Below are 20,128 nucleotides of genomic sequence, written 5' to 3'. Positions count from 1 at the left end.
TGTAAAAACCCAATCAATGTAGGAGCCGGCTTGCCGGCTCCTACAGGGATGGGTTATTTCTTGGCGATGATCACCGCCCGCATCGGCGCCGGCAGCCCTTCAATCGTCTTGCTGTGATCCTCAGGGTCGAGGAAATCACTCAGCGACTGATACTTCATCCACTCCGTCCCGCGTTGTTCCTCGACCGTGGTCACGCTGACATCCACGCAACGTACATCGCTGAAACCCGCACGGCGTAGCCACAACATCAGTGCCGGCACGGATGGCAGAAACCACACGTTGCGCATCTGCGCATAGCGGTCTTCCGGCACCAACACCTGCTGCTGGTCACCCTCGATCACCAAGGTTTCCAGTACCAGTTCGCCACCCTTGACCAGGCAATCCTTGAGTGCCAGCAAGTGCTCGATCGGCGAGCGGCGGTGGTAGAACACGCCCATGGAGAACACGGTGTCGAAACCTTCCATGTTCGGCGGCAGGTCTTCGAACGGGAAGGGCAGGTGCCAGGCGTTGGGGGCCGACAAGTAACGCTGTACCGCCTGGAACTGGCAGAAAAACAGCCAGTTGGGATCGACGCCAATCACGCTGTCGGCACCGGCGCCGAGCATGCGCCACATGTAATAGCCGTTGCCACAGCCGACATCGAGGATGCGCTTGCCTTTGAGGTTCAGGTGCGGCGCGACCCGCGACCATTTCCAGTCCGAGCGCCATTCGGTGTCCACATGCACCCCGAACAGGTTGAACGGCCCCTTGCGCCACGGGCTCAGGCCCATCAGCGCGGCATGCATCTGCGTGCGGGTTGCGTCATCGCAATCGGTGTCGAGGGTCAGGCCGTTCAGCAGGTCGATTTCGCTGGGCAGGATCTTGGGCAATGCGTCCAATGCACTTTGCCAGCGCGCGAGGTCGCCATGGCCCTTTTCCATTTTTGCATCGAGTTGCGCTTGCACGCCTTGGGCCCAAACGGCCAGGGGAGTGCCGACCAGATGGCGGGCGAGGGGAGACAGATCAATCATGGCAAGGCAATCAACGAGGCAAAGTTAAGACACTGGAACCACGGCACGACTTTCGAGAACCCGGCCGCCAGCAGGCGCTCGCGGTGTTCTTCGAGGCTGTCGGGCTTCATGACGTTTTCGATGGCGCTGCGCTTTTGGGCGATTTCCAGCTCGCTGTAGCCGTTGGCGCGCTTGAACGCCACATGCAGGTCGGTGAGCAGCGCATGCTCTTGGGGATCATTGAAGCGCAGTTTTTCCGAGAGAATCAGCGCGCCACCTGGCAGCAGCGCCTGGCGAATCCGCCCAAGCAATGCCAGGCGCTCCTCAGGGGCGATGAATTGCAGGGTGAAATTCAGCGCCACCACTGAGGCCGGCTGGAACTGCAGGGCGAGGATATCGCCGTCGATCACCTCCACCGGCAACAGCTCCTGGAACATCGAGTCCTGGCCGTTGAGGTATTCGCGGCAGCGCTCGACCATCGCCGCCGAGTTATCCACAGCGATCACCCGGCAACCGTCGGTGCGCACGTGGCGGCGCAGGGCCTGGGTCACCGCGCCGAGGGACGAGCCCAGGTCATACAGCACGCTATTGGGCTGGGCAAACTGCGCGGCGAGCACACCGAGGTTCTCGACAATGGTCGGGTAGCCGGGCACCGAGCGCTTGATCATGTCCGGGAATACCCGCACCACGTCCTCGTTAAAGGCGAAGTCCGGCACCTGGGGCAAGGGCTGGGCGAATAGGCGATCGGGTTCTTTGCTCACGGCTGTTCCGGCGACAAGGGGAAAAGGCCGGCATTTTAGCCAACTTGCTCCTTGGATGCGCGGGTTGTCTGATGGAACGCCGACGCGGTGATCCCCCATTGCCCCAGCCAGTAGGTAATGATCAGCAAATACGGCGCAGCATCAAAGGTCACCACAAAGCGGTTGATCCCGATCAGCGTGTCGGAAAACACAAACAACGCCGCGCCAATGGCCGCCAGTTGTGCCGAGCGCTTGGGCACATCGCTGCCCAACCGGGCCAACGCACGCCAGAGCATGGCGCTGATCACCAGCGCATACACCACCACCGGAATCAACAAGTCGCCCAGGCCATGGGAAATCAGGATGCTCAGCAAGATCGCGCCCACCACCAGCGCCAGTATCAAGGCCGGCAGCGCTGCACGGCGGCAGTCGCTGAAATAGGCCTTGAGGTACGCCAGGTGCGCAAACAGAAACGCACCGAGGCCAAAGATAAACAGGTCGCCGGGCCAGGCCAGCAACACATCGCCCACCAGGGAAAAAATCAACCCGAGGCTGATCCAGCGTCGATAGTCGCTGGGTGGCGCATCATGCAGCCAGCCCAACATCGCCAGTACCGGCAGCGGCTTGACCAACAGGCAAAGCAAGGTGGCGTGCGTGCTCAGGCCGTAGATAAAGGTCCCCGCACCCATCAACGCAAGAATCATCCATGGCATATCAGTTCACCGTAATGGCGCAGTCAAAGGTGTCCACCGGATTCACTTCCGGGGCCCAGGGTTGTTGGGAGGTCAGGCGTAGGCGGCCGCTACCGGCGGTAAACGCCTGGAAACGCCAGGTCGATTGCCCGGCGGCCCCGACCACGCCGGCATCCTCGGGATTGCTGTAGACCTCGGGACTCAGGCTGCGCAGCACGCCGCCAGCCGAATCCTGGATCGCCCAGCGGTAGCCGGTGGTGGGGTTGCTGGGCAAGGTCAGGATCAGGTTTTGCCCGGTCTTGAGCACCAGCGGGCAGGCGCTCTGTTTTTCCACGGTGACGTTTTGCTTCGGTGCACTGGCGCAAGCCGCGAGCAGGGCGAGGCTTAACGGAAGAAGCAGGCGGGCAGCGGTCATGAAAGCTCCGTTGATTGACGACGAAGAGCGAGCATAACCGAAGATGAGACAAGGTGTTACAGCAGGGGGGTTATGTTGGCCGTGCTGGCCCTATCGCGGGCAAGCCCGCTCCTACAGTTGGAATGCGTACCCTGTAGGAGCGGGCTTGCCCGCGATGAGGCCAGTGCAGGCGCTACAGATCTATCAGAACAACACCTTCGCCACATCCGCAAAGCGCTTGGCAAAGTGCACCGTCATCCCTTCCTTCAGGTATTCCGGCAACTCTTCAAAGCTCCCGCGATTAGGCTCCGGCAGGATCAGTTCATGAATCTTCTGGCGCCGTGCCGCAATCACTTTCTCACGCACGCCGCCAATCGGTAGCACATGCCCGGTCAGGGTCAGTTCACCGGTCATGGCCACGCCTTTTTTCGGCGGCTGGTTGCGTGCCAGCGACAGCAGGGCACTGGCCATGGTCACCCCGGCACTCGGGCCGTCCTTGGGTGTGGCGCCTTCCGGTACGTGCAGGTGGACGAAGGCTTCATCGAAGAACTTCGGATCACCGCCAAACGACTTCAGGTTGGAGCTGATGTAGCTGTAGGCGATTTCGGCGGATTCCTTCATCACTTCGCCCAACTGCCCGGTGAGTTTGAAGCCGCGATTGAGCGTGTGGATGCGCGTCGCTTCGATCGGCAAGGTCGCGCCGCCCATGCTGGTCCAGGCCAGGCCGGTAATCACCCCGGTGCCCGACAGCACTTGCTCGTTGCGAAACACCGGCATGCCCAGGGAACCTTCCAGGTCCTTGTTGCCGATCTTGATCACCGAGTCCGGCTCGTCCAGCAGCTTGACCACGGCTTTGCGCACCAGCTTGCCCAGCTGTTTCTCCAACTGGCGCACCCCGGCTTCGCGGGCGTAGCCATCAATCAGGGCGCGCAGGGCGCCGTCGGTGATGCTCAGGCTGTTCTTGGTCACACCGGCCTTTTCCAACTGTTTGGGCCACAGGTGACGCTTGGCGATGGCGACTTTCTCTTCAGTGATATAGCCCGATAGGCGAATCACTTCCATCCGGTCCAGCAGGGGGCCGGGGATTGAGTCCAGGGTGTTGGCGGTACACACGAACAGCACTTTGGACAGGTCCAGGCGCAGGTCCAGGTAGTGATCGAGGAATTCGACGTTCTGCTCCGGGTCGAGGGTTTCCAGCAGCGCCGAGGCCGGGTCGCCCTGGAAGCTCTGGCCCATCTTGTCGATCTCGTCGAGCATGATCACCGGGTTCATCACCTCCACATCTTTAAGCGCCTGCACCAGCTTGCCCGGCAGGGCGCCGATGTAGGTGCGGCGATGGCCCTTGATCTCGGCCTCGTCGCGCATGCCGCCGACGCTGAAGCGGTAGAACGGCCGGCCCAGGGACTCGGCAATGGATTTGCCGACGCTGGTCTTGCCCACGCCCGGCGGGCCCACCAGCAGTACGATGGAGCCGGCGACTTCGCCTTTATAGGCGCCGACGGCGAGGAATTCGAGGATACGGCTCTTGATGTCATCCAGGCCGGCGTGGTGTTTGTCCAGGACCTTGCGTGCGTGCTTGAGGTCGAGTTTGTCCTCGCCATACACACCCCACGGCACCGAGGTGGCCCAGTCCAGGTAATTGCGCGTGACCGCGTATTCCGGCGAGCCGGTTTCCAGGATCGACAGTTTGTTCAGTTCTTCATCGATGCGTTTCTGCGCCTGGGCCGGCAGCACCTTGCCTTCCAGGCGTTGCTCGAACTGCTCGACGTCGGCGCTGCGATCGTCCTTGGTCAGCCCCAGCTCCTGCTGGATCACCTTGAGCTGTTCCTTGAGGAAGAACTCGCGCTGGTGCTCGCCGATCTTGCGGTTAACTTCGGCGGAGATTTCCTTTTGCAGGCGCGCGACTTCCACCTCTTTGCGCAGCATCGGCAACACTTTCTCCATGCGCTTGAGCATGGGCACGCAGTCCAGCACTTCCTGCAACTCGTTACCCGTGGCCGAGGTCAGCGCGGCGGCGAAGTCGGTCAGGGGCGATGGGTCGTTGGGGCTGAAGCGGTTGAGGTAGTTCTTCAGCTCTTCGCTGTACAGCGGGTTGAGCGGCAGCAGTTCCTTGATCGCATTGATCAGCGCCATGCCGTAGGCCTTGACCTCGTCGGTCGGCTCGCTGGGCTGGTGCGGGTATTCGACTTCCACCAGGTACGGTGGGCGATGGTGCTTGAGCCAGGTCTTGATCCGCACACGGGTCAGGCCCTGGGCGACGAATTGCAGCTTGCCGTTTTCGCGGCTGGCGTGATGGACCTTCACCAGGGTGCCGTACAGCGGCAGGGCGGAGGTATCGAAATGCCGTGGGTCTTCAGGTGGCGTGTCCATGAAGAACAGGGCCAGGGAGTGATGGTCGGATTTGCTTACCAGCTCCAGGGTCTCGGCCCAGGGCTCTTCATTGACGATCACCGGCAATACTTGCGCCGGGAAGAACGGCCGGTTGTGGATCGGGATGATATAGACCTTGTCCGGCAGGTTCTGCCCAGGCAGGGCGAGGCCGGTGTTGGACGACGGAGCTTGGGCGTTTTCGGGGTCGGCGTAGTCGTTGAGGTCGATATCGGGGAATTCTTGCTGGTCGCTCATGGGGCACCTGCATAGTGAAGTATGCAGGTTAGATGGGGCAGGTGAGCGGTGGTTTCAATGGCGCGGCGTGGTTAGCAACAAATTGCATGATATTAACCAACCTGTAGGTCAGCTGATTTTGTGCAGGTAGGCGGGCAATGGCTGCTCCGGCAGCACCGACAACACCTTCAACCGCTGCAACATGCGCTGGCGTGCCCGCTGCAAATGCTCGCGCAGGTTCAGCGCCGCGGCATCGAAGGCCCCGTGCAGCAGCAGTTCCAGGATCAGCCGGTGTTCGGCGAGCATCGCCGGGTCTGCGCCGATCCCCAGCAAACGGTAGAAGATCCGGCTGATGATCATCGGGCTCTGGCCCTGGCGGATCAGCGCGGCGATCTTGCGGTTCTGCAGGCCCGCCAGGCAGTGCTGGTGCAGGTCGGCTTCGAGTTGCTCGATGTCTTCAAGGCTGCAGTGGGCGCTGTTTTGCGCGTCGATCACCCGCTGCAACATGGCTTCGAGCACCTCGCGGGCCAGGCCCGGCGCGCTCTGGCGCAAGGCTTCCGGCTCCAGGCAGGCGCGTAGCTCGTAGTCTTCAGTGACTTCCCGGGCGGTCAGCGGGCCTGCCAGCCATTGCGAGTACGGCTCCTTTTCCACCAGGCCGCGGTCGCGCAGGCGCATCAAGGCTTCACGCACCACCGCGCGGCTGACGCCGTAGTGATCGGCGGCGGCCTGTTCATCGAGGCGGTAGTGGCCGAAGGCAATGCAGGTGGACAGCGCCGCGCCGATTTCCTCGACGATGCGTTCACCCAGGGGGCGGGTGTCCACCAGTTCATCTTCGCCGTTCAGGCCCAGGTGCGCATGGCTCAGGGGCAGGCGCAACGGCTCCAGGTCCAGGCCTTCGGGGTTGATCAGGTAACCCCGGCCATCGAAACGGCAGATCAACCCTTCTGTGTGCAGCAGGTCCAGCGCCTTGCGCACCGGCACGCGGCTGGTGCCGAACAGTTCGGCCAGCGGCGCCTCCAGCAGGACCAGCCCGTGGCGCGCGGTGCCGCTGACGATCGCATCACGCAACAACTGGTGAATCATCGCGTAGCGGGAGGCCGAGGCGGACACTGCTTTCATTGCTTTCTCTGAGGCATGTAGGACGGTGGCCGGGGATTCTCTCATAGATGCGCCTGTCACTCTGCGCCACATCGGCGGCACTTTTTTGGGGCCTGGAATGTTGGGGTGTTACCTTTCTGCACCAAAATGTATTTATTAATAAAAGATACATTATTTCATTGAAGGCCTATCGCGGATGCGGTGCAAGATTTTTTCCCCGGACTCAACACCATCTATCCCGTAGGTCTTGGCCAGGTCGTCCGATCCTGGGCTTGAGTGCGCAGACAGGCTGGCACGAAATCTGCCTTTGTTAAATGTACATTTTATTAATATGTACGTTTTTGTGGTGGGCCGCCCTGGCCGTTGAAGCCGCAATCAACCTTGAAGGGAGATACCCCATGGCTAAAGACATCCTCTGTGCATTTGGCGTCGACGTCGACGCGGTCGCCGGCTGGCTCGGTTCCTATGGCGGCGAAGACTCCCCGGACGATATTTCCCGTGGCCTGTTCGCCGGTGAAGTCGGGGCGCCGCGCCTGCTCAAGTTGTTCGAGCGCTATGGCCTGCGCACCACCTGGTTTATCCCGGGTCACTCGATGGAAACCTTTCCTGAGCAGATGAAGGCCGTGGCCGATGCCGGCCACGAAATAGGTGTGCATGGCTACAGCCATGAAAACCCCATTGCCATGACGGCCGAGCAGGAAGAAATCGTCCTCGACAAGTCCATCGAACTGATCACCCAGGTCACTGGCAAGCGCCCCACCGGCTACGTCGCGCCCTGGTGGGAGTTCAGCAAGGTCACCAATGAGTTGCTGCTGAAAAAAGGCATCAAGTACGACCACAGCCTGATGCACAACGACTTCCATCCCTACTACGTGCGCAAGGGCGATACCTGGACCAAGATCGACTACAGCCAGCACCCCGATACCTGGATGAAACCCCTGGTGCGCGGCGAAGAAACCGACCTGGTGGAGATCCCGGCCAACTGGTACCTCGACGACCTGCCGCCAATGATGTTCATCAAGAAAGCGCCCAATAGCCATGGCTTCGTCAACCCGCGCCATCTGGAAGAAATGTGGCGCGACCAGTTCGACTGGGTCTACCGCGAGCACGAGCACGCGGTGTTCACCATGACCATCCACCCCGACGTGTCCGGTCGCCCGCAAGTGCTGTTGATGCTGGAACGCTTGATCGAACACATCCAGGGCCATGCCGGTGTGCGCTTCGTCACCTTCGACGAGATCGCCGACGACTTTATCCGCCGCCAACCCCGTACCTGACCTGGCCCCCCTGTAGGCGCGAGCTTGCTCGCGAAAATCGCTGACGATGACGCGGGCATCCTGGATGTACGCGGCGCACTTGGGTTTTTCGCGAGCAAGCTCGCTCCTACAGGGGGCCCCATGCGTACCTGACCCTTTGCCCCCATCGAGGCGCGATCCATGTCTATCTATAACAAGCTCGACCTGACTGGCTGGAAACCCCGGCAACTGACGTCCAAGGAGGTGCGTTTCGCCACCTGGATTGCGTTTTTTGCCTGGGTGTTTGCGGTGTATGACTTCATCCTGTTCGGCACGTTGCTGCCGGAAATCGGCCGGCATTTCGGCTGGGGTGAGGTGGAGCAAGCCGAGATTGCGACCTGGGTGGCGGTGGGGACTGCCGTGGTGGCGCTGGCCATCGGCCCGCTGGTGGACAAGCTGGGACGGCGCACCGGGATTATCTTCACCGTCGCCGGCTCCGCCGTGTGCTCGGCCCTGACGGCCATTGGCGGCGCGTGGGGCAAGTCACCGTTGATCTTTATCCGTTCCCTGGGTGGCCTGGGCTATGCCGAGGAAACGGTCAACGCTACCTATTTGAGCGAGCTGTACGCCGCTTCCGACGACCCGAAACTGGCCAAGCGCCGTGGCTTTATCTACAGCCTGGTACAAGGCGGCTGGCCGGTGGGCGCGCTGATCGCTGCGGGCCTGACTGCGCTGCTGTTGCCGATCATCGGCTGGCAGGGCTGCTTCATCTTCGCGGCCATCCCGGCCATCGTGATTGCGATCATGGCGCGCAAGCTCAAGGAGAGCCCGCAGTTCCAGATCCACCAGCGCATCACCCAACTGCGTAAAAGCGGCGCGGTGAGCGAGGCGCAGAACGTCGCCCTGACCTACGGCGTGGACTACGATGAACACAGCAAGGCCGGCCTCAAGGCGGCCTTCCGTGGTCCGGCACGCCGGGCGACCCTGGTGATCGGCGCGGCGATCCTGCTCAACTGGGCGGCGATCCAGGTGTTCAGCGTGCTTGGCACCTCGGTGATCATCAGCGTGCACCACATCTCGTTCGAGAACTCGCTGATCATCCTTGTGCTGTCCAACCTGGTGGGCTACTGCGGCTACCTGACCCACGGCTGGCTGGGCGACAAGATCGGTCGGCGCAACGTGATCGGCCTGGGCTGGATGCTTGGCGGCCTGGCGTTCGCCGGCATGCTGTATGGGCCGAGCAATATGCCCATGGTGGTCGGGCTGTACAGCCTGGGCCTGTTTTTCCTGATCGGCCCGTACTCGGCGGCGCTGTTTTTCATCAGTGAGAGTTTCCCTACCAGCATCCGTGCCACCGGCGGCGCGATCATCCACGCCATGGGCCCGATTGGCGCCGTGGTCGCCGGTTTTGGCGCGACCCAGGTGTTGTCTGCCGGCAGTGATTGGCAGACCGCCGCCCTGTATTTCGGTGCGCTGCCGTGCTTCCTCTCCGGCGCGCTGATGTTTGCCGCACGCCACGTGCGTCCGGAAACTGTCCAGTAAGGAGTGTATTGATGAGCCGTAAAGTTGCCTTGATTACCGGTGCCGCCAGTGGCATCGGCCAAGCCCTCGCCGTGGCTTATGCGCGCAGCGGCGTGGCGGTGGTGGGCGGGTATTACCCGGCCGATCCCCATGACCCGCAAATCACCGCAGACCTGGTGCAAGCGGCCAGTGGTGAATGCGTGATGTTGCCGCTGGACGTGGGGGATACCACCTCTGTGGATAACCTGGCGGCGCAGGCGATCCAGTATTTTGGCCGCCTCGACTATGCGGTGGCCAACGCCGGCCTGTTGCGCCGCGCGCCATTGCTGGAGATGACCGACGCGCTGTGGAACGAGATGCTCAACGTCGACCTGACGGGGGTGATGCGCACCTTCCGCGCGGCGACCCGGCAGATGAAAGAGGGTGGGGCGCTGGTGGCGATCTCGTCGATTGCCGGTGGCGTGTACGGCTGGCAGGAGCACGCGCATTACGCGGCGGCCAAGGCGGGCGTACCGGGTTTGTGTCGCTCGCTGGCGGTGGAGTTGGCGCCGCTGGGGATCCGTTGCAACGCCGTGATCCCGGGGTTGATCGAGACGCCGCAGTCGCTGGATGCAAAGAACTCCCTCGGCCCCGAAGGCCTGGCGAAAGCCGCGCGGGCGATCCCGCTGGGCCGGGTTGGGCGGGCGGATGAGGTGGCATCGCTGGTGCAGTTCTTGACCAGCGATGCCTCCAGCTACCTGACCGGGCAGAGCATCGTCATCGATGGCGGCCTGACCGTGCGCTGGCCCGATTAACCCTATGGGACGCTCACCCGTCTCAGGAACAGGAGAATCTATATGCCTCAACTCAGCAACCGCCGCGCCGTGATCACCGGCGCCGGCAGCGGTATCGGCGCTGCCATCGCCCGCGCCTACGCCATCGAAGGCGCACGCCTGCTGCTGGCCGACCGCGACGCCGCGAGCCTGGCCGAAACCGCCATCACCTGTCGCAACCTTGGTGCCGAGGTGTTTGAGTGCATCGCCGATGTCGGCACCGTCGAAGGCGCCCAGGCCAGTGTGGACAGTTGCGTCGCCCGTTTCGGCGGCATCGACATCCTGGTCAACAACGCCGGCATGCTGACCCAGGCGCGCTGTGTCGACCTGTCCATCGAGATGTGGAACGACATGCTGCGCGTGGACCTGACCAGCGTGTTTATCGCCAGCCAGCGCGCCTTGCCCCATATGCTCGCCCAGCGTTGGGGGCGGATTATCAACGTCGCTTCGCAACTGGGGATCAAGGGCGGCGCTGAACTCACCCACTACGCGGCGGCCAAGGCCGGGGTGATCGGTTTTACCAAATCCCTGGCCCTGGAAGTGGCCAAGGACAACGTACTGGTCAACGCCATCGCCCCCGGCCCGATTGAAACGCCGCTGGTGGGCGGCATCAGTGACACCTGGAAGCGCGCCAAGGCCGCCGAGTTGCCCCTGGGACGCTTCGGCCTGGCCGATGAAGTGGCGCCCACGGCGGTGCTGCTGGCCAGTGAGCCGGGTGGCAACCTGTTTGTTGGCCAGACACTGGGGCCGAACTCCGGCGATGTCATGCCATGAGCGGAGCTTAAGCATGTGCGGACTCTGTGGACTGCTGGGCGAAGACCTGCACTGGAGCGATCCTTTGGGCGACGAGCTGCCACGGCGCCGCGAACGCCTGCGCCGGATTGCCGCGATCAACCAGGTGCTGGCGGTGTTCCGGCTCAAGGTCGAAGACTTCCAGGGCGCCTCTTACCTGCTGCTCGGCGCCACCGGCAAGCAGGAACTGGCCAGCGGCCTGGATCAGCTATGGCGTGCCGCAGAAAGCATGCTGGGGCGCCCGCTGGATCCTCTGGACCCAACCTTGCTCAACCATCTGGAAGTTGCCCCGGACCGCCTTTGAATGTGGGGGATGAATATGAGTATTGCGCTGAATGTGATCACCGGCTTCCTCGGCAGCGGCAAGACCACCTTGCTCAAGCGCCTGTTGCAAGGCGAAAGCCTCGGTGACACGGCGCTGCTGATCAATGAATTTGGCGATGTCGGCATCGACCATCTCCTGGTCGAAGAAGTGGCGCCCGACACGGTATTGCTGCCCAGCGGTTGCATCTGCTGTTCCATCCGTGGCGAATTGAAAGACGCGCTACTGGGCCTGCTGCAACGCCGCGAACGTGGCGAAATCCCGGCCTTCAAGCGGGTGATCCTGGAAACCACCGGCCTGGCCGACCCGGCGCCGATCCTCGCCACCTTGAACAACGATGTGCAACTGCGCGGGCGTTTTCATATCGGCCTGGTGGTGACCCTGGTCGATGCCAGCCACGCCGCCCTGCAAGAGCGCCTGCACCCGGAGTGGCTGGCCCAAGTGGCGGCGGCCGATCGCTTGCTGTTGAGCAAGACCGACCTGGTGGATCACTGCGATGACTTGCGCCAACACCTGGCCGCGCTGAACGCCGGCACGCCGATCCTCAACACGGATGAGGTCCACAGTGGCGACCAATTGCTGCTGGGTGAAGGTCTGCGCAGCGCCACGCCAGCGCTGGAAGTGGGGCGCTGGAAATTGCATCAGGCAGCTTCCACACCCTCGACCCACGGCGCGGCGCAAGTGTGTTGCCTGACCTTCGACCAGCCCCTGGACTGGGTGGGCTTCGGGGTCTGGTTATCGATGCTGTTAAGATGCCACGGCGAACGCATTCTTCGCGTCAAAGGACTGCTCAACGTGAACGCCAGCTCAGCCCCCATCGTCATTCATGGCGTGCAGCATTGCCTGCATGCCCCGGTTCATTTGCCTGCATGGCCGGGCACGGAGCGTCAGTCGCGCCTGGTGTTTATCTTGCGCGGCCTTGACCCGGCGTTGCTGCGCCGCTCCTTTGATGTGTTCTGCCGCAGGTTCGCCCCATGATTACCCTAAGAGTGCTGGGCACCTCGGTGACCCTGTTGGAATGTTTGCGCGTGCGCGCCGAACAGGAGCTGGGCATTCGCCTGGTGTATCAGGTCCACGATGTCGAGCAGGCGCAGCGCATCGCGGTGATGCAGCCGGACAGCTATGACCTCTATGACCAGTGGTTTCACAACGTCGACTTTGTGTGGCCGGCACGGGCGATCCAGCCAATCGACACCCGGCGTATCGCCCTGTGGCACGAGATCAACGACCTGCCCAAGCGCGGGCGCCTGAGTGCTGATGATCGCCTGGGCGGCGGTAGCGTGCCCAGCGAACGCCTGTTCGTGCAGCACGATGGCAGCCTCGGCAGCACCGTCAGCGAGCGCATCAGCATGTTGCCCTTGACCCACAACGCCGACAGCTTTGCCTATCGTCCCGAGCGCTTGCCCGAGGGCTTTTGCCGCAGCAATGAAAGCTGGGGCTGGCTTTTGGACCCGGCCTGGAGCGCACGCACCGCGCTGCAAAGCGACGCGGCCATCGGCGCCCTGGATGCGGCGCTGGCGGTGCAGGGCGCGGGGCTGGCCGACTTCAATGACATCGGCAATATGAGCATCGAAGAGATCGATGTGCTGGCCGACATTCTTGTGCGCAAGCAGAAGGAAGGCCATTTCGCCGCGTTCTGGTCCGACGATGAGGAAGCGGCGCAATTGATGCTCAGCCCCAGCATCGATATCCAGAGCCTGTGGTCGCCGACCTTGATGCGCCTGCATCGGGCCGGGGTCAAATACCGTCTGGCTGTGCCCCGCGAAGGCTATCGCGCCTGGTTCGGCGGCCTGTCGCTGTCGCGCCATGCCAAAGGCCCGGTGCTGGACGCGGCCTATGCCTACCTCAACTGGTGGCTGTCGGGTTGGCCCGGTGCGGTGATGGCCCGCCAGGGTTACTACATCGGCAACCCGGCGCGCAGCCGCGACCACCTGAGCAGCGCCGAGTGGGACTACTGGTACGCAGGAAAACCCGCCCGCGAAGAGTTGCTGGGCAGCGATGGCCTGCCACTGATCGACGTCGGCGAAGTCCGCGATGGCGGCTCCTACGAGCAGCGCATGGGGCATATCGCGGTGTGGAATTCGGTGATGGACGAGCACAACTACCTGGTGCGCCGCTGGGGCGATTTCATGCGGGCCCGCTGCCGTTTAGGCGGTGATTTGTCGTCAAAATAATGTCAGCGGCCCTCCCGCATTTATTAGGTTTTACTTCTGCCCGGCGAAGACTAATCTGGATGTCCAAATGCCCTGAATGAAAGGGCATTTTTTTGAGGCAGGGTTTGTAGTCGCGAGGGATGCGTATGACAAAAGGACGCTTGAGCTGGGGTGGGCGAACGCTGCCGGAGGGCAAGCGGATTGGCTGGCGCCACGCCTTCCAGACGCGCCTGGCTGGGGTGTTGGCGTTACTGCTGCTGGTTGTGGTGGGCGCGGTGTATTTCGCCGTCCAGGGCGCCACCACCCGGGCGGTGGAAAACCAGGCCCAGGTGCAGCTGGAAACCGGCAGCCGGGTATTCGAGCGTTTGCTGGACCTGCGCGGGCGGCGCCTGCAATACGGCCTGGACTGGCTGACGGTGGACGCGCAGTTCCGCCGGGCCGTTGCCGCCGGCCAGCCGTCACAGATTATTGCCGCCTTGCAGCGCCATGGCACAGGGGTCCGCAGCAGCGAGGTGTTTGTGCTGGGACTCGACGGGCAGGTCATCGTCAGTACCCTGGCTGGCGTTCCCCGCCAGCAAGTCTTCCCTTACGCCCATGCCCTGCGCCAGGCCCGGCGCAACTCCCTGCAAATCCTGATCGTCGCCCTGGCTGGCCAGCCGTTCCTGCTGGTCGAGGAAGAGGTTCTCGATCCGTTGCCCGTGGCCCGGGTGGTCATGGGGTTTTCCATGGATGAGACGTTTGCCAGCGAGTTGCGCTCCCTGAGCAACCTGGAAGTGTCATTCATGAGCCTGGACCACGGTGAGCCGGGTACCTTGTTCAGCACTCAGCCGATGGAGGATCGCCCGGCGATCATCCAGGCGCTGCAAGATTCAAGTACTACCGCGCGGGGGCAGATGATCGAGTTTCGCGGCCAGCGTTTTCTCAGCCAGGTGCTGCCCCTGGCCAACAGTGGGGAGGGCGGGCAAGTCATGGCCTTGTTGCAAAGCCCGCTGGACCACGCCCTGCAATCCTTTGCGCCGCTGGACCGGCAATTTCTCGGCATCGCTCTGGCCGCATTGCTGGTGTCGTTGGTGGGCGCGCTGTTGATGGCGCGCCGGGTGTCGCGCCCACTCAATGCCCTGGTGCAGGCGGCCGAACGGATTGGCGCCGGCGATTACCGCACACCGGTGGCGGTGCGTGGCAAGGATGAGTTCGGCCTGCTGGCCCGCGCCTTCAACGCAATGCAGAGCGGCATCGCCGTGCGCGAACGGCAACTGGCCCATAACGCCTTGCACGATGCCCTGACCGGGCTGCCCAACCGCGCCCTGGCCATGGAGCGCCTGGGCAGCGCGATCAGCGCGCGGCGCCCGGTGGTGTTGCTGTACCTGGGGATTGAAAACTACCGCGTGATCAACGAAGGCTTTGGCCCGCAAGGCGTTGAAGAAATGCTCCGCGAAGCCAGCCGCTGTCTGCTGTCGAGCCTGGCCGCTGGCGACACGGCGGCCCGTATCACGGGCAGCGAGTTCCTGGTGCTGCTGGAAAATACCCGGATCGACAGCGCGGTGGCCCGTGCCGACCGCTTGTACGCGCTGCTGACCGAACCGCAGCGGGTCGGCGGTGATGAGTTGCGGCACGAAGTGAGCATGGGTATTGCGACCTACCCTGAAGATGGCCGGCAGGTCGAAGAACTGATCAGCCGCGCGGCCATTGCACGCCACGATGCCGCCGCGCAGCCCGGCTATCTGCAGATCTATCAACAGGACCGAGACCTCGCCCATCAACGCCAGATCAGCCTGATCCGCGACCTGCGCCGCGCCGCCATCGAGGGTGAGTTATACCTGTGTTATCAACCCAAGCTCGACCTGCGCCATGGCTACGTGCGCCAGGCCGAAGCGCTGTTACGCTGGCAACACCCGACCCTGGGGCTGGTATCGCCCGCCGAATTCATTCCCCTGGCCGAACGCTCCGGCAGCATGTCCAGCCTGACCCACTGGGTGATCGAAGAGGCCATCCGCCAATTGGCAGAGTGGAGCGTGCGTGGGCTGGAGGTGCAGCTGTCGGTGAATATTTCGGTGGATGACCTGGGCGACGAAGGGCTGGCGCCACGGGTGACCGAGTTGCTGGAGATACACGGGGTGCTGGCCGGGCAATTGATCTTTGAAATCACCGAAAGCGCAATCATGCACAACCCGGAACAGGCCTTGCGCATCCTTGAGCAACTGCGCGGGTGTGGCATCAGCCTGTCGGTGGACGACTTCGGCACCGGCTACTCATCCCTGGCCCAGTTGCAGCGCCTGCCGGTGCAGGAACTGAAGATCGACCAGTCGTTTGTGCGCAACCTCGACAGCACCAGCGGCGATGCGGTGATCGTGCGCTCGACCATCGAGATGAGCCACAACCTGGGGCTCAAGGTGGTGGCCGAAGGGGTGGAGTTCGAGCCGAGCCTGAGGCTGCTCAAACAGTGGAATTGCGACACGGCCCAGGGTTACCTGATCAGCCGGCCGTTGAATGCCATGGCGTTTGAAATGTGGATGCGTCGAGATCGCAGCACGGTCTGACTGATTCAACACAACCTCATGTGGGGACTGGCTTGTGTGGGAGCTGGCTTGCCTGCGATGGTCGTTAACGATGACGTTGGGTAACTGACACCCTGCGGCGCTCTTACAGACGCCATCGCGGGCAAGCCCGCTCCTACATTTGGACTGTATTTCAAATAAAAAACCCCGGAATTCCGGGGTTTTTTATTGCAGCTGCCGCTTAATCCGCCAGCTTGAACGCCATCACATAGTCACCCTGCTTGGTCCCCAGGGAACCATGACCGCCCGCCACGACCAGCACGTACTGCTTGCCGTCCTTGCCGGTGTAGGTCATCGGGGTGGTCTGTGCGCCTGCAGGCAGGCGACCTTCCCACAGTTGCTTGCCGTTTTTCACGTCATAGGCACGCAGGTACTGGTCGAGGGTACCGCTGAGGAAGGACACGCCACCGGCGGTGGTGAAGGTCCCGCCCAGGCTTGGCACGCCCATGCTCAGGGGGATGGGAACCGGCGAGCTGTCACGCACGGTGCCGTTCTTGTGCATCCAGATGGTCTGGTTATTGGTCAAGTCCACGGCAGCCACATAACCCCAGGCCGGAGCCTGGCACGGCAGGCCCATGGGCGACAGCATCGCTTCGAGGACCACGCCGTACGGCGTGCCTTTGTTCGGCTGCACGCCTTCGGTTTCGCTGACGCGTGGGCCCATGGCGGCGATTTTTTCCGCCGGGATCATGGTCGATTTGAACGCCATGTAGCTCGGGTTGACGAACGCGATCTGGCGCACCGGGTCAACCGAGATGCCGCCCCAGTCGAACACGCCGAAGTTGCCTGGGTAGACGATCGAGCCTTGCAGCGATGGCGGGGTGAACGGGCCGTCGTAGCGCAGGGACTTGAAGTCGATCCGGCACAGCAGTTGGTCGAACGGGGTCACACCCCACATGTCACGTTCCTTGAGGGGCGGTGGCATGAAGTTGAGGTCGGACTTGGGCTGGGTTGGCGAGGTGTGATCACCGGCCACCGCGCCTTGCGGCACAGGGATTTCGTTGATCGGCACGACAGGCTCGCCGGTCGCACGGTCCAGCACGTAGATGCTGCCTTGCTTGGTCGAAGTCATCACCGCTTGCTTCACGCCGGCTGCGGTCTTGATGTCGATCAGGCTTGGCTGGCCGCCCACGTCCATGTCCCACAGGTCATGGTGGGTGAACTGGTAGTGCCAGCGCACTTTACCGGTGTCGATATCCAGCGCTGTCAGGCCGGCAGCGTGCAGCTCCGACGCAGGCGTGCGGTAGCCACCGAACTGGTCCGGGGTCTGGTTGCCCATCGGCAGGTAGAGCATGCCGAGTTTTTCATCGACGGCGAACATGGACCACATGTTCGGCGAGTTGCGGGTGTAGGTCTTGCCCTCGGCAATCGGCGTGGTGTCGTCCGGGTTGCCGCTGTCCCAGTTCCACACCAGTTTGCCGGTGTGTACGTCGAACGCGCGGATCACGCCGCTTGGTTCGTCGGTGGAGACGTTATCGGTGACGTGACCACCAATCACCACCAGGTTCTGGGTGACGGCGGGCGGCGAGGTGGAGTAGTAGCCACCTGGGGCGAAGGCGCCGATATTGGCACCCAAGTCGATCTGGCCTTTGTCGCCGAAGTCTTCGCACATCTTGCCGGTGTCGGCGTTCAGGGCGATCAGGCGGGTGTCGGCGGTCGGCAGGAAGATCCGGCGCGGACAGGCGTTGGCAGCCGGCGCAGCGGCGTCAGTGGCCGGGCTTTGCGCGGTGGCGGCGTAGGCGGCGTCATCGTGATAGGTCACGCCACGGCAGGTCATGTGCGCCCAACCCTTGAAGTTCGCGGCTTTTTGCGTCGAGAGCTTAGGGTCGAAACGCCAGATTTCCTTGCCGGTGTCCGGATCAAGGGCAATCACCTGGCTGTGCGGCGTACACACGTAGAGCATGCCGTTGACTTTCAGCGGGGTGTTTTCCGCGGTGGTTTCACCGGGGTCGCCCGGGCCAGGCAGGTCGCCGGTGCGATAGGTCCAGGCCGGCACCAGTTTGTGCGCATTCTCAGGGGTGATCTGCGCCAGGGGCGAGTAACGATCACCGAAGGCCGAGCGGCCATAGGAGTTCCAGTCGCCATCGGCCTGGGCCGGGGCGGCATTGGTCATGCCCGGTACCGCATCACGGTCCAGTTGGCCCTTGATTTCACCGGGGTTGGTGAACTGGCTGGCCACGGCGGTGGCGCCGGCCAAGACCACGGCCACGCTCAGTGCGCCAGTGCCCAGTGGGGCAGGTTGGCCACGCAGCAAGGGGCGACGGAACCATGGCAGCAGCATGACGATGCCCAGGCCGAACAACAGGGCCAGGCGCGGCACCAACTGCCACCAGTCCAGGCCGACTTCCCACAGGGCCCACACGGTACTGGCGAACAGCACCACCGCGTACAAGCCCAGCGCCGCGCGGCGCGTGGCCAGCAGCAGGAGGCCGGTCAGGGTGATGCCGATACCGGCCAGCAGGTAGTACAGCGACCCGCCGAGCATGCTCAGCTTGATGCCCCCGGCCAACAAGGCCAGGCCCATGATCAGCAGCAAGATCCCCAGCAGCCTGGGCAGCAGGCGGCTTGGACTTGAAGCACCATCAGTGCTCATAGTGTGATTCTCCGTGACGTTTAAGGTAGTCCCGCGCATGTTCACTGTAGATGACGTTTGCGCGCAGGCTTGGTTCAGGGCTAATTGCGTTTATTCAGATTTAGAAGGACGCTTGCAGCTTGATCCCGCCGACCAGCGCGTCATCCACCTGGGCGACGGCCCCCGGATGACGGATGTACTGCAGGTTCGGGCGCACCGTCAGCCAGTGGCTGACGTGCACGCCGTAATAGAGTTCGGCGCTGTACTCGGTGTCTTGCACCGGCAGGTAGGCGGCGTCGTCAAAGTCGTAGACCGCGCGGGCCTGGTTGCTGGCCTGGGCGTTCTTGCGGTACGCCGGGTTGACGTGGACGCGGGCCACGGCAAAGCCGATATCGTCCTTGGCACGAGCATCGAACGGGCCTTTGTAGACCACGCCGGCCTGGACATAGTTATCCACAGCGTTGGTTTTCTTATCGTGCATCGTCGCGTTGGCGAACACGCTCAAGCCCCGGGTGTTGTCGCTGGCCAGGCTGCTGACTTGCTGCTGCACGCCCAGCCAGATGCCGTGCTTGCTGGAGGCGCTGCGATAGGCCTCGCCACTGAGGGCCGCGGGCTGGTCGTTGCGGTCCTTGTACACATCGCTGGCCTTGGCGCTGCTGTAGTAATACCCGGCGCGGTATTCACCCGGCAGGCCGTGGACCTTTGGCGTCCATACCAGCTCCACCGGCAATAGGGCGCCCTGGGTGCCGCTGCCGCTGAGCTTGAAGCCATTGCCGCGGTCGAGGTTGGACGGGTTTTGCTCATAGGCGCCGATTTGCGCGTACAACTCGGGCGTCAGGTGGTATTTGACCCGCAGTGCCCATTGGCTCACCGGCCAGTTGTACCAGATGCCACCGACCCAGTTGCCCACCTGTGAGCCGCAGAACGCCAGGTTCTGGAAGTCGCAGGGGAAGCTGTTGAAGTCTTCACCTTCGCCAAAACGCCCAGCCTTGATATCGAGCTTCTGGTCGAAGAACTTCTGCTGATACCACATCTGCGTCAGGCGCCAGGTCTGGCCACGGCCCCAGACCTCCTGGGACGAAGTAAAGCCGCCAACCCGCGGATCGTTGATGCGATCGTTCGTGATGTTGTTGCCACTGCGTTCGGTGATCGTCAGTTGGAACTCGGCATCCTGCCAGCCGAAAATCTTCTGCAGGTCCAGGTGGCTGCCGAAGGCCCATTGATCGCTGTAGCGCGCAGTGCGGTCGTGGTTCGAGCCGCCGTGCAGGTTACTGCCCATCTCGCCGGTGTAGTCGATCTTGAAGTCGTAGCCTTGCTCAGACAGCGCTGTCCGGGAACCGCCGAAATCACCCAGCATCCACGGGGACTCACGGTCAAAGGCCGGCGCGGCCTGGGCGCAGGTGATCAGGCACAAAGGCAGCAGCGCAGCGCACAGGCGCAGTGTTGGGAAAGCAGGCATAGGCAAGGGCAGGTCTTAATAGTTTTTGGTTTTGGGTACGCAAACGGCGGCCGGGGGTGGGCGTTCGTCAGGTTTGGCTGAAAGGTGAAACGTTTCAGGTTGTTGCAGACAAGGATAAAGCGCTGGCTCGGGGAGAGAAAGCGCTAATCGCAAGATGGATTCTTTCGGATTTGGTAACAGTGCGACAGAA

General features: G+C 62.7%; 16 protein-coding genes. 8 read left to right on the top strand and 8 right to left on the bottom strand.

Annotated elements, in window-relative coordinates; translation table 11 throughout:
- Positions 1–53: 53 nt before the first annotated feature.
- The 6 genes from cmoB to H097_RS11600 all read right to left on the bottom strand — a co-directional run bounded on the left by cmoB (position 54) and on the right by H097_RS11600 (position 6,538).
- Positions 54–1,010, bottom strand: coding sequence for a tRNA 5-methoxyuridine(34)/uridine 5-oxyacetic acid(34) synthase CmoB (gene cmoB / locus H097_RS11625; protein WP_032859960.1), 957 nt, complete (start codon positions 1,008–1,010; stop codon positions 54–56).
- Positions 1,007–1,750 carry a carboxy-S-adenosyl-L-methionine synthase CmoA gene (gene cmoA, locus H097_RS11620; protein WP_029297461.1) on the bottom strand — a complete coding sequence of 248 codons (744 nt, stop codon included), beginning with the start codon at positions 1,748–1,750 and terminating at the stop codon, positions 1,007–1,009. The genes cmoB and cmoA overlap by 4 nt, the downstream gene beginning before the upstream one ends.
- 35 nt (positions 1,751–1,785) lie before the next feature.
- Positions 1,786–2,442, bottom strand: a complete 657-nt coding sequence (locus tag H097_RS11615) for a lysoplasmalogenase (RefSeq protein ID WP_032859959.1) — start codon at positions 2,440–2,442, stop codon at positions 1,786–1,788.
- A 1-nt stretch (position 2,443) separates the two neighbouring features.
- Entirely contained in the window at positions 2,444–2,836 is a 393-nt protein-coding gene (locus H097_RS11610; protein ID WP_032859958.1) for a protease inhibitor I42 family protein, read from the bottom strand.
- 183 nt (positions 2,837–3,019) lie between these two features.
- Positions 3,020–5,440, bottom strand: coding sequence for an endopeptidase La (gene lon, locus H097_RS11605; RefSeq protein ID WP_032859957.1), 2,421 nt, complete (start codon positions 5,438–5,440; stop codon positions 3,020–3,022).
- 108 nt (positions 5,441–5,548) lie between these two features.
- A complete protein-coding gene (locus tag H097_RS11600) occupies positions 5,549–6,538 on the bottom strand; it encodes a GntR family transcriptional regulator (RefSeq protein WP_032859956.1) in 990 nt (329 codons plus the stop codon).
- Positions 6,539–6,915: 377 nt separating this feature from the next.
- Between H097_RS11600 and H097_RS11595 the strand changes: the two genes are divergently transcribed.
- The 8 genes from H097_RS11595 (at position 6,916) to H097_RS11560 (ending at position 15,889) form a co-directional block, all read left to right on the top strand.
- Positions 6,916–7,794, top strand: coding sequence for a polysaccharide deacetylase (locus H097_RS11595; protein ID WP_032859955.1), 879 nt, complete (start codon positions 6,916–6,918; stop codon positions 7,792–7,794).
- 159 nt (positions 7,795–7,953) lie between these two features.
- Complete coding sequence (locus H097_RS11590; protein WP_032859954.1) at positions 7,954–9,294, top strand: MFS transporter; 1,341 nt, start codon at positions 7,954–7,956, stop codon at positions 9,292–9,294.
- 11 nt (positions 9,295–9,305) lie between these two features.
- On the top strand, positions 9,306–10,067 hold the full coding sequence (locus tag H097_RS11585; RefSeq protein WP_032859953.1) for an SDR family NAD(P)-dependent oxidoreductase: 762 nt from the start codon (positions 9,306–9,308) through the stop codon (positions 10,065–10,067).
- Between the two features lie 42 nt (positions 10,068–10,109).
- The gene (locus H097_RS11580; protein ID WP_032859952.1) at positions 10,110–10,859 is read left to right on the top strand and encodes an SDR family NAD(P)-dependent oxidoreductase; all 750 of its coding nucleotides are present in this window, start codon (positions 10,110–10,112) and stop codon (positions 10,857–10,859) included.
- Between the two features lie 13 nt (positions 10,860–10,872).
- Positions 10,873–11,181, top strand: coding sequence for a hypothetical protein (locus tag H097_RS11575; RefSeq protein WP_032859951.1), 309 nt, complete (start codon positions 10,873–10,875; stop codon positions 11,179–11,181).
- Between the two features lie 15 nt (positions 11,182–11,196).
- Positions 11,197–12,177, top strand: a complete 981-nt coding sequence (locus H097_RS11570; RefSeq protein WP_032860153.1) for a GTP-binding protein — start codon at positions 11,197–11,199, stop codon at positions 12,175–12,177.
- Positions 12,174–13,373, top strand: coding sequence for an extracellular solute-binding protein (locus H097_RS11565; protein ID WP_032859950.1), 1,200 nt, complete (start codon positions 12,174–12,176; stop codon positions 13,371–13,373). Before H097_RS11570 ends, H097_RS11565 begins: the two co-directional genes overlap by 4 nt.
- Before the next feature lie 179 nt (positions 13,374–13,552).
- Positions 13,553–15,889, top strand: a complete 2,337-nt coding sequence (locus tag H097_RS11560) for a bifunctional diguanylate cyclase/phosphodiesterase (RefSeq protein ID WP_032860152.1) — start codon at positions 13,553–13,555, stop codon at positions 15,887–15,889.
- Between the two features lie 199 nt (positions 15,890–16,088).
- On the opposite strand, the gene H097_RS11555 is transcribed toward H097_RS11560, so the two are convergent.
- Together H097_RS11555 and H097_RS11550 are read right to left on the bottom strand one after the other, a co-directional pair.
- Positions 16,089–18,500, bottom strand: coding sequence for a glucose/quinate/shikimate family membrane-bound PQQ-dependent dehydrogenase (locus H097_RS11555; protein ID WP_032859949.1), 2,412 nt, complete (start codon positions 18,498–18,500; stop codon positions 16,089–16,091).
- 100 nt (positions 18,501–18,600) lie between these two features.
- Positions 18,601–19,938, bottom strand: coding sequence for a carbohydrate porin (locus tag H097_RS11550; protein WP_032859948.1), 1,338 nt, complete (start codon positions 19,936–19,938; stop codon positions 18,601–18,603).
- Between the last annotated feature and the right edge of the window lie 190 nt (positions 19,939–20,128).

The organism is Pseudomonas sp. FH4 (genome assembly GCF_000510915.2).
Taxonomy (GTDB): Bacteria; Pseudomonadota; Gammaproteobacteria; order Pseudomonadales; family Pseudomonadaceae; genus Aquipseudomonas; species Aquipseudomonas brenneri.
Note: the sequence above shows the minus strand (reverse complement) of the source record. Positions and strands in the feature narration are given on the sequence as shown.